17 protein-coding genes are annotated in these 12622 nt (G+C 70.9%); 15 read left to right on the top strand and 2 right to left on the bottom strand.

Annotation, left to right across the window (positions count from 1 at the left end; translation table 11 throughout):
- Nucleotides 1-5 precede the first annotated feature (5 nt).
- Complete coding sequence (locus ABZ854_RS09980) at nucleotides 6-803, bottom strand: AAC(3) family N-acetyltransferase (protein WP_361207046.1); 798 nt, start codon at nucleotides 801-803, stop codon at nucleotides 6-8.
- A 158-nt stretch (nucleotides 804-961) separates the two neighbouring features.
- On the opposite strand from ABZ854_RS09980, the gene ABZ854_RS09985 reads away from it, so the two are divergent.
- From ABZ854_RS09985 to dapD, 11 genes are all read left to right on the top strand, one after another.
- Nucleotides 962-1705, top strand: a complete 744-nt coding sequence (locus ABZ854_RS09985) for an ArsR family transcriptional regulator (protein WP_361207049.1) — start codon at nucleotides 962-964, stop codon at nucleotides 1703-1705.
- A complete protein-coding gene (gene sufB, locus ABZ854_RS09990) occupies nucleotides 1702-3123 on the top strand; it encodes a Fe-S cluster assembly protein SufB (protein ID WP_361207052.1) in 1422 nt (473 codons plus the stop codon). Before ABZ854_RS09985 ends, sufB begins: the two co-directional genes overlap by 4 nt.
- A 59-nt stretch (nucleotides 3124-3182) precedes the next feature.
- Nucleotides 3183-4367 (top strand): Fe-S cluster assembly protein SufD, encoded by a 1185-nt coding sequence (gene sufD, locus ABZ854_RS09995; RefSeq protein WP_361207055.1) that lies wholly within the window; start codon nucleotides 3183-3185, stop codon nucleotides 4365-4367.
- Entirely contained in the window at nucleotides 4364-4681 is a 318-nt protein-coding gene (locus ABZ854_RS10000) for a non-heme iron oxygenase ferredoxin subunit (protein ID WP_361207057.1), read from the top strand. The genes sufD and ABZ854_RS10000 overlap by 4 nt, the downstream gene beginning before the upstream one ends.
- 7 nt (nucleotides 4682-4688) lie before the next feature.
- Nucleotides 4689-5453, top strand: a complete 765-nt coding sequence (gene sufC / locus ABZ854_RS10005) for a Fe-S cluster assembly ATPase SufC (protein ID WP_361207060.1) — start codon at nucleotides 4689-4691, stop codon at nucleotides 5451-5453.
- A complete protein-coding gene (locus ABZ854_RS10010) occupies nucleotides 5450-6706 on the top strand; it encodes a cysteine desulfurase (protein ID WP_361207062.1) in 1257 nt (418 codons plus the stop codon). Before sufC ends, ABZ854_RS10010 begins: the two co-directional genes overlap by 4 nt.
- An 11-nt stretch (nucleotides 6707-6717) precedes the next feature.
- Nucleotides 6718-7191: a Fe-S cluster assembly sulfur transfer protein SufU gene (gene sufU / locus ABZ854_RS10015; protein ID WP_129309782.1), complete on the top strand. Its 474-nt coding sequence runs from the start codon at nucleotides 6718-6720 to the stop codon at nucleotides 7189-7191.
- On the top strand, nucleotides 7188-7520 hold the full coding sequence (locus ABZ854_RS10020) for a metal-sulfur cluster assembly factor (RefSeq protein ID WP_129309783.1): 333 nt from the start codon (nucleotides 7188-7190) through the stop codon (nucleotides 7518-7520). Before sufU ends, ABZ854_RS10020 begins: the two co-directional genes overlap by 4 nt.
- Nucleotides 7521-7625: 105 nt before the next feature.
- Entirely contained in the window at nucleotides 7626-7946 is a 321-nt protein-coding gene (locus ABZ854_RS10025) for a multidrug efflux SMR transporter (RefSeq protein WP_361207067.1), read from the top strand.
- Complete coding sequence (locus ABZ854_RS10030) at nucleotides 7946-8500, top strand: TetR family transcriptional regulator (RefSeq protein WP_361207070.1); 555 nt, start codon at nucleotides 7946-7948, stop codon at nucleotides 8498-8500. The genes ABZ854_RS10025 and ABZ854_RS10030 overlap by 1 nt, the downstream gene beginning before the upstream one ends.
- A 44-nt stretch (nucleotides 8501-8544) precedes the next feature.
- Nucleotides 8545-9534 carry a 2,3,4,5-tetrahydropyridine-2,6-dicarboxylate N-succinyltransferase gene (dapD, locus tag ABZ854_RS10035; RefSeq protein ID WP_361207073.1) on the top strand — a complete coding sequence of 330 codons (990 nt, stop codon included), beginning with the start codon at nucleotides 8545-8547 and terminating at the stop codon, nucleotides 9532-9534.
- Between the two features lie 53 nt (nucleotides 9535-9587).
- On the opposite strand, the gene dapA is transcribed toward dapD, so the two are convergent.
- On the bottom strand, nucleotides 9588-10502 hold the full coding sequence (dapA, locus tag ABZ854_RS10040; RefSeq protein ID WP_361207076.1) for a 4-hydroxy-tetrahydrodipicolinate synthase: 915 nt from the start codon (nucleotides 10500-10502) through the stop codon (nucleotides 9588-9590).
- A gap of 145 nt (nucleotides 10503-10647) precedes the next feature.
- Between dapA and ABZ854_RS10045 the strand changes: the two genes are divergently transcribed.
- Genes ABZ854_RS10045 through ABZ854_RS10060 form a run of 4 tightly spaced genes read left to right on the top strand, consistent with a single transcriptional unit; the run spans nucleotide 10648 to nucleotide 12523 of the window.
- The gene (locus ABZ854_RS10045) at nucleotides 10648-10809 is read left to right on the top strand and encodes a hypothetical protein (RefSeq protein WP_361207407.1); all 162 of its coding nucleotides are present in this window, start codon (nucleotides 10648-10650) and stop codon (nucleotides 10807-10809) included.
- A complete protein-coding gene (locus ABZ854_RS10050) occupies nucleotides 10806-11507 on the top strand; it encodes a hypothetical protein (protein ID WP_361207079.1) in 702 nt (233 codons plus the stop codon). The genes ABZ854_RS10045 and ABZ854_RS10050 overlap by 4 nt, the downstream gene beginning before the upstream one ends.
- Before the next feature lie 51 nt (nucleotides 11508-11558).
- Entirely contained in the window at nucleotides 11559-11978 is a 420-nt protein-coding gene (locus ABZ854_RS10055; protein WP_361207082.1) for a phage holin family protein, read from the top strand.
- The gene (locus tag ABZ854_RS10060) at nucleotides 11975-12523 is read left to right on the top strand and encodes a DUF3618 domain-containing protein (protein ID WP_361207085.1); all 549 of its coding nucleotides are present in this window, start codon (nucleotides 11975-11977) and stop codon (nucleotides 12521-12523) included. Before ABZ854_RS10055 ends, ABZ854_RS10060 begins: the two co-directional genes overlap by 4 nt.
- Nucleotides 12524-12622 lie beyond the last annotated feature (99 nt).

Consider the following 12622-nt stretch of genomic DNA (forward strand, 5'->3'; position numbering starts at 1 on the left):
GGATCTCATGCGGCCGGGGGCCGGTGCACGGGCAGCCACCGCTCGGCGTAGGCCACCGCGTCCGCGACGGCGAACAGCCGTACGTCGGCGGCGCCCGCCGTCCCGCGCAGGACCGGCCGGTCCCGCTCGAAGTCGCGACCCAGTTCGCCGAACCGCTCGGAACTGACGGCCACATCGGTCTCCGACTCCCAACCACCACCGCTCACGGGCCGCCCGACCCCTTCCTTCGGCGCCCCGGGTATCCGGTACTCGGCGAGGTGGAAGCTGGTGCAGCTCTCGTACCCGACGCCGAGCAGGAGCACCCGCGCCCCGATCGCCTCCAGCCGGGCCAGCGGGCTGTGCTCACCGAACCGGCAGTCGGTGGCGTGCGTTCCGGTGATCTCCCGCGCGCGGGGGCCGAGCGCGGCGAACGAACTCTGGGCGTGGGCGCTGCGCCGGGCACCCGGCCAGGTCCGTACGGTCTCCGGGATCACGCCCATCCCGCGCGTGGGGGTGATCCGTGGGTCGTACGCGAGCATGGTCGCCCGGATCGGCTTCCACCATTCCTCGGGAACCGGCGGGTTCACCCATCCGGCGGGGTCGCTCAGGTCCGCCGACTGGGTCGGGACGACGAGAGTGCCGTCGGGGCCGAGGACGTCGAGCAGCGCCTGCACGACGGCGACGGCGCCGCCGTTCACCCAGCCGAGCGAGCTGAGCGAGGAGTGCACGAGCAGGGTCTCGCCGGGCTGTACGCCCAGGCGGCGCAGGTCGGCGGCGAGGCTGTCGCGAGTGACGAGTGGGCCGGTCGGACGGGCTGTGGACATGGTCGCGGAGTCTTCCGCGGGTGTGCCGATGCCACTGAATTGATCGATCAAAGATCGTTCGTGCAGGTCAGGTTAGGTGGGCCTAAGTGACGCAGCGCACCGCGTGGTGATCCGGACGCCGCTTGCCCCGGTCCGCGGAATTACGCAACAATGGCGTTGTGAAAAACGTCGGTGAGGCTCGGGAGACCCCCCTGGGGGCCCCGCAGGAGGACCTCGCGACCGGTGAGCGCTCCACGCGCAACCGCGTCGCGCGATCCATCCTGGACCACGGGCCCTCCACCGTCGCCGAGCTGGCCGGCAGGCTGGGCCTCACCCAGGCGGCCGTACGGCGTCACCTGGACGCGCTCGTCGCCGACGACGTCGTGGAGGCCCGCGAGCAGCGCGTGTACGGCACGCGCACGCGTGGCCGCCCCGCGAAGGTCTTCGCGCTGACGGACTGCGGCCGGGACGCCTTCGACCAGTCGTACGACAAGCTCGCCGCGGACGCCCTGCGCTGGATCGCCGAGCGCGAGGGCGGCTCGGACGCGGTCGCCGCCTTCGCGCGCGCCCGGATCGCCGCCCAGGCGGGCGCGTACCGCCGGGCGATCGAGGCCGCCGGACCCGACGAGCGCGCGGAAGCCCTGGCCAAGGCCCTGACCGTGGACGGGTACGCTGCTACGGCGCGCAGCGCCCCCCTCCCGCACAAGGGCGAGCAACTGTGCCAGCACCACTGCCCGGTCGCCCATGTGGCGGAGCAGTACCCGCAGCTGTGTGAGGCGGAGACCGAGATCTTCGCCGAGCTTCTGGGTACTCACGTCCAGCGACTGGCGACGATCGCCCACGGCGACGGCGTGTGCACCACGTTCATCCCCAAGATTTCCACTGACGCACCTGCAAGCACGGCCGGGAGGAACCCCGCATGACGCTCCCCACGGAGACTGCCCACCCCGAACTCGAGGGCCTGGGCAAGTACGAATACGGCTGGGCCGACTCCGACGTGGCCGGTGCCTCCGCCCGGCGCGGCCTGAACGAGGACGTCGTCCGCGACATCTCGGGCAAGAAGTCCGAGCCCGAGTGGATGACCAAGCTGCGCCTGAAGGGTCTGAAGCTCTTCGAGAAGAAGCCCATGCCGAACTGGGGCTCGGACCTGTCGGGCATCGACTTCGACAACATCAAGTACTTCGTGCGCTCCACGGAGAAGCAGGCGGAGTCCTGGGAGGACCTGCCCGAGGACATCAAGAACACCTACGACAAGCTGGGCATCCCGGAGGCCGAGAAGCAGCGCCTCGTCGCCGGTGTCGCCGCGCAGTACGAGTCGGAGGTCGTCTACCACCAGATCCGCGAGGACCTGGAGGAGCAGGGTGTCATCTTCCTGGACACCGACACCGCGCTGAAGCAGCACCCGGAGCTCTTCAAGGAGTACTTCGGCACCGTCATCCCCGCCGGTGACAACAAGTTCGCCTCGCTGAACACCGCCGTGTGGTCGGGCGGCTCCTTCATCTACGTGCCGAAGGGCGTGCACGTGGAGATCCCGCTCCAGGCCTACTTCCGGATCAACACCGAGAACATGGGCCAGTTCGAGCGGACCCTGATCATCGTCGACGAGGGCGCGTACGTGCACTACGTCGAGGGCTGCACCGCCCCGATCTACAAGTCGGACTCGCTGCACTCCGCGGTCGTCGAGATCATCGTCAAGAAGAACGCCCGCTGCCGTTACACGACCATCCAGAACTGGTCGAACAACGTCTACAACCTGGTCACCAAGCGCGCCGTGGCGTACGAGGGCGCGACCATGGAGTGGATCGACGGCAACATCGGCTCCAAGGTGACGATGAAGTACCCGGCCGTCTACCTGATGGGTGAGCACGCCAAGGGCGAGACCCTGTCCATCGCCTTCGCCGGCGAGGGGCAGCACCAGGACGCGGGCGCCAAGATGGTCCACATGGCGCCGAACACGTCGTCCAACATCGTCTCCAAGTCCGTGGCGCGCGGCGGCGGCCGCACCTCCTACCGCGGTCTGATCGAGATCGGCGAGGGCGCCCCGGGCGCCAAGTCGAACGTGCTGTGCGACGCGCTGCTGGTCGACACCATCTCCCGCTCCGACACGTACCCGTACGTCGACGTCCGCGAGGACGACGTCTCCATGGGCCACGAGGCCACCGTCTCCAAGGTCTCCGAGGACCAGCTCTTCTACCTGATGAGCCGCGGCCTGACGGAGTTCGAGGCGATGGCGATGATCGTGCGCGGCTTCGTCGAGCCGATCGCCAAGGAGCTCCCCATGGAGTACGCGCTGGAACTCAACCGGCTGATCGAGCTGCAGATGGAAGGCGCGGTCGGTTAAGACCGCCGCCCGTCATCGCCAGCAGACGTCTTACTCAGAAAGAGAGCACCACGACAGCCATGGCTGAGGCCCAGAACATCCCCGTGGGGTCGACCACCGCGGGCTCGATCGCGGTCGCCGCGGAGTCGACCGTCGTCTCGCGCATGAGCGCTCCCCCCTCCTTCGACGTGGCGGACTTCCCCGTCCCGCACGGCCGCGAGGAGGAGTGGCGGTTCACCCCGCTGGAGCGCCTGCGCGGACTGCACGACGGCACCGCCGTCGCCGACGGCGACGGCGTGAAGGTCGACATCGAGGCCCCCGAGGGCGTCACCGTCGAGACCGTCGGCCGTGACGACGCGCGGCTCGGCAAGGCGGGCACCCCGGTGGACCGGATCGCCGCCCAGGCCTACTCCCACTTCGAGCAGGCCTCGGTCGTGACCGTCCCGAAGGAGACCGTCCTCACCGAGCCGATCCGCATCGCGGTGCACGGCCAGGGCGGCACCCGCTTCGGCCACCAGGTGATCGAGCTGGGCGCCTTCGCCGAGGCCGTCGTCGTCATCGACCACACCGGTGACGCGGTCCTCGCCGCCAACGTCGACTACCTGCTCGGCGACGGCGCCAAGCTGACCGTCGTCTCCGTGCAGGACTGGGACGACAAGGCCGTGCACGTCGCCCAGCACAACGCGCTGGTCGGCCGCGACGCCTCCTTCAAGTCGGTCGTCGTCACCTTCGGCGGTGACGTCGTCCGCCTGCATCCGCGCGTGGAGTACGCGGGCACCGGCGGCGAGGCCGAGCTGTACGGCCTGTACTTCACCGACGCGGGGCAGCACCAGGAGCACCGCCTGCTGGTCACCCACAACGCCCCGCACTGCAAGTCGAACGTCGCCTACAAGGGCGCGCTCCAGGGCGAGTCCGCCCACGCGGTCTGGATCGGCGACGTGCTCATCGAGGCCAAGGCCGAGGGCACCGACACCTACGAGATGAACCGCAACCTGGTCCTCACGGACGGCGCGCGCGTCGACTCGGTGCCGAACCTGGAGATCGAGACCGGCGAGATCGTCGGCGCCGGCCACGCCTCCGCCACCGGCCGCTTCGACGACGAGCAGCTCTTCTACCTGATGGCCCGCGGCATCCCGGAGCAGGACGCCCGCCGCCTGGTGGTCCGCGGCTTCTTCGCCGAGCTGGTCCAGCAGATCGGTGTCGCCGACATCGAGGAGCGCCTGCTCGCCAAGATCGAGGAGGAGCTGGAGGCTTCGGTCGCATGACCTTCGTACGCGCCTGTGGGCTGAGCGAGCTGGAGGAGGACACCCCGAAGCGGGTGGAACTCGACGGCACGCCGGTCTCGGTCGTCAAGACCGAGGGCGAGGTGTTCGCGATCCACGACATCTGCTCCCACGCGAACGTCTCCCTCTCCGAGGGCGAGGTGGAGGACTGCCAGATCGAGTGCTGGCTGCACGGCTCCAGCTTCGACCTCCGCACCGGCAAGCCGTCCGGCCTCCCCGCGACGCGCCCCGTCCCCGTATACCCCGTAAAGATCGAAGGGGACGACGTGCTCGTCTCCCTCTCCCAGGAGTCCTGAGGCACCCATGGCAACGCTTGAAATCCGAGACCTGCACGTCACCGTCGAGGCCGACAACGCCACGAAGGAGATCCTCAAGGGCGTCGACCTCACCGTGAAGCAGGGCGAGACGCACGCCATCATGGGCCCCAACGGCTCCGGCAAGTCGACCCTCGCCTACTCGCTCGCGGGTCACCCGAAGTACACGATCACCGGCGGCACCGTGCTGCTCGACGGCGAGGACGTCCTGGAGATGTCCGTCGACGAGCGCGCCCGCGCGGGCCTGTTCCTGGCGATGCAGTACCCGGTCGAGGTCCCCGGCGTCTCGGTCTCCAACTTCCTGCGCACCTCCGCCACCGCGATCCGCGGCGAGGCCCCCAAGCTGCGTACCTGGGTGAAGGAGGTCAAGGAGACGATGGAGCGCCTCCACATGGACCCGTCCTTCGCCGAGCGCAACGTGAACGAGGGCTTCTCCGGCGGTGAGAAGAAGCGCCACGAGATCCTCCAGCTGGAGCTGCTCAAGCCGAAGGTCGCGATCCTCGACGAGACCGACTCCGGCCTCGACGTGGACGCTCTGCGGATCGTCTCCGAGGGCGTGAACCGCGTCCGCGAGACCGGTGAGGTCGGCACCCTGCTGATCACGCACTACACGCGCATCCTCCGCTACATCAAGCCCGACTTCGTGCACGTGTTCGCCGATGGCCGCATCGCCGAGTCCGGCGGTCCGGAGCTCGCGGAGAAGCTGGAGAACGAGGGCTACGAGGCATACACGAAGGGTGGCGTATCCGCGTGACACAGCTGCCGGGCCTCCTCGACACCGAGGCGATCCGCAAGGACTTCCCGATCCTGGACCGGGTCCTCCACGACGGCAAGAAGCTCGTCTACCTGGACAACGCGGCGACCTCCCAGACGCCGCGCCAGGTGCTCGACGTGCTCAACGAGTACTACGAACAGCACAACGCCAACGTCCACCGCGGTGTGCACGTGCTCGCCGAGGAGGCCACGGCGCTGTACGAGGGCGCGCGTGACAAGGTCGCGGAGTTCATCAACGCGCCCAGCCGCGACGAGGTGATCTTCACCAAGAACGCCTCCGAGTCGCTGAACCTCGTGGCGAACATGCTGGGCTGGGCCGACGAGCCCTACCGCGTGGACCACGAGACCGAGATCGTCATCACGGAGATGGAGCACCACTCCAACATCGTGCCGTGGCAGCTGCTCGCGCAGCGCACCGGCGCGAAGCTGAAGTGGTTCGGCCTCGACGACGACGGCAGGCTCGACCTGTCCCGCATCGACGAGGTCATCACCGAGAAGACGAAGATCGTCTCCTTCGTGCTGGTGTCGAACATCCTCGGCACGGTCAACCCGGTCGACGCGATCGTGCGCCGTGCCCAGGAGGTCGGCGCCCTCGTCTGCGTCGACGCCTCCCAGGCCGCCCCGCACATGCCGGTGGACGTGCAGGCCCTGCAGGCCGACTTCGTGGCCTTCACCGGCCACAAGATGTGCGGCCCGACCGGCATCGGCGTCCTCTGGGGCCGCCAGGAGCTGCTGGAGGACCTGCCTCCGTTCCTCGGCGGCGGCGAGATGATCGAGACCGTCTCGATGCACTCGTCGACGTACGCCCCGGCGCCGCACAAGTTCGAGGCCGGTACCCCGCCGATCTCGCAGGCGGTCGGCCTCGGCGCGGCGATCGACTACCTCAACTCGATCGGCATGGACAAGATCCTCGCCCACGAGCACGCGCTGACGGAGTACGCCGTCCAGCGGCTGGCCGAGGTCTCGGACCTGAAGATCATCGGTCCGGCCACGGCCGAGGACCGGGGCGCGGCGATCTCCTTCACGCTCGGCGACATCCACCCGCACGACGTGGGCCAGGTCCTCGACGAGCAGGGCATCGCGGTCCGGGTCGGCCACCACTGCGCGCGGCCGGTCTGCCTGCGGTACGGAATTCCCGCGACCACGCGAGCGTCGTTCTATCTGTACTCCACGCCGGCCGAGATCGACGCCCTGGTCGACGGCCTGGAGCACGTACGGAACTTCTTCGGATGAAGGGCTGAGGCGTGAAGCTGGACTCGATGTACCAGGAAGTCATCCTGGACCACTACAAGAACCCGCACGGGCGGGGCTTGCGGGATGGCGACGCCGAGGTGCACCACGTCAACCCGACCTGCGGCGACGAGATCACGCTCCGAGTGAAGTACGACGGCTCGACGATCCAGGACGTCAGCTACGAGGGCCAGGGCTGTTCCATCAGCCAGGCGTCGGCCTCCGTGTTGAACGAACTCCTCGTCGGCAAGGACCTCGCCGACGCGCAGAAGATCCAGGAGACCTTCCTGGAGCTGATGCAGTCCAAGGGCCGGATCGAGCCGGACGACGCGATGGAGGAGGTGCTGGAGGACGCGGTCGCGTTCGCCGGCGTCTCCAAGTACCCCGCGCGGGTCAAGTGCGCCCTCCTGAGCTGGATGGCGTGGAAGGACGCGACGGCCCAGGCGCTGGACGGCGCCGGCACCGACGCCGAAAGGAAGACGGCATGAGCGAGACCGTGGAGATGAAACCGGCCTCGGAGGAGGAGCTCCGCGAGGCCCTGATGGACGTCGTCGACCCCGAGCTGGGCATCGACGTCGTCAACCTCGGCCTGATCTACGGCATCCACGTGGACGACTCCAACGTGGCGACCGTCGACATGACCCTGACCTCCGCGGCCTGCCCGCTGACGGACGTCATCGAGGACCAGGCCAAGTCCGCCACGGACGGCCTCGTCAACGAGCTGCGCATCAACTGGGTCTGGATGCCGCCGTGGGGCCCGGACAAGATCACGGACGACGGGCGCGAGCAGCTGCGCGCGCTCGGCTTCAACGTCTGAGACAGAGCCCGTGAAGGGGGTCGCGGCAGGACGCCGCGGCCCCCTTCGGCGTGTGCGGGTCTCGCCCTGTGTACGGCCGAGGCGTCGATGTGTACGCTCGTACACATGGGATACCTCCTGCTTGCCGGCGCCATCGCCGCCGAGGTCGCCGCGACGACGGCGATGAAGTACAGCGAGGGGTTCAGCAGGCTCTGGCCGTCCCTGATCACGGCCCTGGGCTACGTCCTCTCCTTCGCGCTGCTCGCCCAGACCCTCAAGACCGTCGCGATCGGCACGGCGTACGCGATCTGGGCGGGCGTCGGTACGGCGACGATCGCCGTCATCGGCCTGATGCTGTTCGGGGAGGGGCTCAACCTGGTCAAGGTGGCCGGAATCGTGCTGATCATCGGCGGCGTGGTGGTCCTCAACCTGGGCGGGGCGCACTGATGCCCCGCCGCTACGACCCCGGCAGGCGGCAGCGGATCATCGACGCGGCGCTGCGGGTCGTGGGGGAGAAGGGCATCGCCGGGCTCAGTCACCGCTCGGTCGCGGCCGAGGCGGACGTGCCGCTCGGCTCGACGACGTACCACTTCGCCACGCTGGACGATCTGCTGGTGGCCGCGCTGGAGCAGGCCAGCGAGGGCTTCGGGGCCGCGCTGGACGCGAGCGGGGTCCTGGCGGAGGACGGGGGCGACCTCGCGGCGGGTCTCGCCCGGGCCCTCGGCGCGTGGCTGGGCGGCGACCGGGCGGGCGCCGAGCTGGAGTACGAGCTGTATCTCGCCGCGCTCCGGCGCCCCGCCCTGCGCCCCGTCGCCGAGCGGTGGACCCGGGAGACGGCGCGGCGCCTGACCGCGCGCACCGATCCCACGACCGCACGCGCCCTGCTCGCGCTCATGGACGGCATCTGCCTGCAAGTGCTGCTCACGGGCGGTTCGTACGACGAGGCACACACGCGCACCGCGCTGTCCCGGCTGATCCTCCGAGGTGCGCCCGGCACGTGAGACACGGTTCGCTCCCACGCCCCGGCCCACGTTAGGTTTTCCACATGACCGACACGACTGCTCCCCGCACCACCGGTGCCGTGGCCGCCGGCCTCGCCACCATCGCCTCCGACGGCACCGTCCTCGACACCTGGTTCCCCGCGCCCGAGCTGGCCGACCAGCCCGGCCCCTCCGGTACCGAGCGACTGTCCGCCGAGCAGGCCGCGGAACTCCTCGGCGGCGGAGCCACGGCGGCCACCGGCCCGGACGCCCGCCGGGGCGTCGAGGTCGTCGCGGTCCGTACGGTCATCGCCTCGCTCGACGACAAGCCGATCGACGCGCACGACACCTACCTGCGCCTGCACCTGCTCTCCCACCGCCTGGTCAAGCCGCACGGCCAGAGCCTGGACGGCATCTTCGGGCACCTCGCCAACGTGGCCTGGACCTCGCTCGGCCCGGTCGCCGTGGACGACGTCGAGAAGGTGCGGCTCAACGCCCGCGCCGAGGGCCTGCACCTCCAGGTGACCTCGATCGACAAGTTCCCGCGCATGACGGACTACGTGGCCCCCAAGGGCGTCCGCATCGCCGACGCCGACCGGGTCCGCCTGGGCGCGCACCTGGCCGAGGGCACGACGGTCATGCACGAGGGCTTCGTCAACTTCAACGCCGGCACGCTCGGCACGTCGATGGTCGAGGGCCGCATCTCCGCCGGTGTCGTCGTGGGCAACGGCTCCGACATCGGCGGCGGCGCGTCCACCATGGGGACCCTGTCCGGCGGCGGCAACGTCCGCATCACCATCGGCGAGCGCTGCCTGGTCGGCGCCGAGGCGGGCGTCGGCATCGCCCTCGGTGACGAGTGCGTGGTCGAGGCCGGCCTCTACGTCACCGCGGGCACCCGCGTCACCATGCCCGACGGTCAGATCGTCAAGGCCCGCGACCTGAGCGGCGCCTCCAACATCCTCTTCCGCCGCAACTCGGTCACCGGCGCGGTGGAGGCCCGCCCGAACAACGCGGTCTGGGGCGGCCTCAACGACATCCTCCACGCCCACAACTGACCCACTACGACCCACGAAGCGCCTCCACACCGAGTGGGGGCGCCTTCGTCATGTCACGGTGCGGCGAGCAGGTTCTCGTAGTGGGCCAGGAGGCGGGCGGTCGTCGCGGTGTCGGCCGGGCGCAGGGGGGTACGGACTGGGCCGCCGGGGTGGTGGAGGTGGTTGAGGAGGGCCTTGGTGGTGACTGTGCCGGGGAGGGGGGTGTTCATCATCGCGTCGGTCAACGGGGTGAGGCGGAGCTGGAGTTCGGTGGCGCGGGCCGTGTCCCCGGCGTCGTAGGCGGCGAGGACGGCGGCGACGTGGGACGGGACCGCGTTCGCGATCGTGGACACGCAGCCGGTCGCGCCGACCGCGCGCAGCGCGAGGATGTGCTCGTCGCAGCCCGCGTAGTACGCGAGGTCCGTGCGGGCCAGGACCTTCTGGGTGCCGAGGAAGTCGTAGGAGCAGTCCTTGACCGCCACGATCCGCGGATGCGCGGCGAGCCGGATCATCGTGTCCGGCTCGATGCGGGTGCCGGTGCGGCCGGGGATGTCGTAGAGCATCACCGGGACACGGCTCGCGTCGGCCACCTCGAGGAAGTGCGCCTCCACCGCGTCCTGCGGCGGCCTGCTGTAGTACGGCGTCACCACCAGCACCCCGTCGGCGCCCGCCTCGCCGGCCGCGAGGGCCAGCTCGACGGTGTGCCGGGTGTCGGCGGTGCCGACGCCCGCAACCAGGGGCACCAGCGGGCCGACCGCGTCTCGTACTGCCGCGATCAGCTCCGCCTTCTCGGCGTCCGTCGTGGTCGGCGACTCGCCGGTGGTGCCGCTCAGCACCAGACCGTCGCAGCCCTCCGCCACCAGGTGCCGGGCCAGCCGACGGGCCCCGTCCGGGTCCAGCGCGCCCCCTGCGGTGAAGGGGGTGATCATCGCGCACAGGACGCGGCCGAAGGGTGGGCGGGGGCGGGGCGAGAGCGTCTCGGTCGTCATGAGGGTAGTGTCGGCAGCACCGATCGTGTAGCTCCACTTAATTCTTCTACGAGGTATTGATAAGCATCTCTGGGATTTCCGAGGCCCTGTGTCCAACCCGCCCTCCATGCGTCACCATGGAAGGAGGTCACACCGACGTCAGGTCATGGGAGGCACCATGAAGCTCGGCAAGGCACTGGCCATCGGGGTCGCGGAGGAACGCCCGCTCGCCCACGAGGCGGAGCGCGACCTCCCGGAGGAGATCACCGCCACCGAACCGGCCGCCGCGGCCGAACCGGCCCGCGAAGAGGTCCCGGCCGCCCGATGAGGCTACGGCTCCCCGCGGAACGCCCGACGGAGCCGCCGACCGGATACAAGATCGCCCACCCGGTGCTGTCCCAGGACGGCACCCGGGCCGGGTTCACCGGTGTGTCACTGGGCGGCACACTGCCGTACGGCGTCCTCGACGACGCGTCCTGCGTCTACGGCCGCAGGCACCGGACACCCGCGCGCCACTGCGCCTGCGGCTTCCACTGCCTGCACGACCGTACGGCCGCCGAAGCCCTGCTCTGCACCGCCGAGCACCGCACCGCCGTCCTGCTCGAAGTGGCCGTACTCGGCCGCTACATCCGCTTCGAACGCGGCTACCGCTCCTCCCGGCAGCGCGTACGCACCGTGACCGTGGGCCCCTGCGCCTGCGGCGCCCCCGCCGCCGCCCTCGCGGACGCCGGCTGGGGCAGACCCGGGTGGCGGGCCCTCGCCCCCGCCTGCGCCGGATGCGTCCACGCGCGCGCCACCCGCTCGCTCGCCGGATTCGCCCGGCTCGCCGGCGAGGGAGTGCGCGTCGTCGCGGGCGCCGCCCTCGGTACACCACCCGACGCCGCCGACGTCGCCGACACCGGCGGCGATCTCGGTGTGCCGGAACTCGTCGCGGAGGCCGCTCTGTTGCAGGCACGGCTCGACTGGTTCCAGACTCAGCTCGCCCACCTAGGCGAACGCGGGGGCGGCTCCGCCGGGCAGGGGTGACGACCGGGGGTCTGGGTACCCGGGGGTCCGTACCGAGAGGAGGCGGACACCGTGACCGGGACCACGCACGTACGGCCCGCCGCTGACGGGCACCCTTCGGTGGGCGAGCTCGTCAGCCGGGCGACAGAACAGATATCCCTGCTCGCACGGCAGGAAGTGGCCCTCGCCAAGGAGGAGTTGGCGGAGAAGGGCCGCCGCGCCGGGCGCGGCGGCGGACTGCTCGGGGCGGCGGGCGCCGTCGGCTACGCCGGACTGCTCGTCCTGGCGGGCGCGGGCGTCGCCGCACTCTCACTGGTCCTGCCCGTGTGGGCGGCGGCGCTGATCATGACGGGCGTCCTCTTCGCCCTCGCCGGCCTGCTCGCGCTTACCGGGCGCGCCCAGCTGCGCCACGCCACACCGCCGACGCCGCAGGCCACGCTCGGCAGCGTCAGGGCGGACGTCGAGGAGATCAAGGAAAGGGCACACCGATGACGGACAGGAGCGCGCACGGCTCGGGCGCGAAGGGCCCCGACGAGCTGCGCCGGCAGATCGAGCGGACCCGCGGCCAGCTGGGCCACACGGTCGAGGAACTGGCCGCCAGGGCGGACGTCAAGGGCCGCGCCCGGGCCCGCGCCGTCGACCTCATGGACAAGGCCGGCGCGATGACCGTGCAACTGCGCAGCAGCGCCGCCCAGGCCGGCCACAGCGTGCAGGACCGCGCCACCCGGGCCGGACACATGGTCCAGGAACGGGCCGGGCACGCCGGCCACACCCTGGGCGACCGGGCCGGCCGGGCGGGCCACGCCGTGCAGGACCGGACGGGCGGCACGGCCCACGGCCTGCAGAGCAGGGCCGGCAGCACCGTGCACAGCGTCCGCGACCGGGCCCGGCACGCGGGGCACGTCGCCGAGCGGCAGGCACCGCCGCTGCGGTACGTGTTCCAGAACCCCCGGCCCGTGCTGATCGCGGGCGCGGCCGTCGCCGTGGTCGTCACGGCCGCCGTCGCCATGCGGCGCAGGTCCACGGAGAGCGGCTGACCCCGGCCGCGGGGCCACGGCCCACCCGGGCCCGGAAGGCGAACGTGCCCCCGGCCCGCCGCACGAGGCGGCGGGCCGGGGGCACGGGCATGAGCGGGC

This window comes from Streptomyces sp. NPDC047028, from assembly GCF_040644095.1.
In the GTDB taxonomy this organism is placed as follows: Bacteria; Actinomycetota; Actinomycetes; order Streptomycetales; family Streptomycetaceae; genus Streptomyces.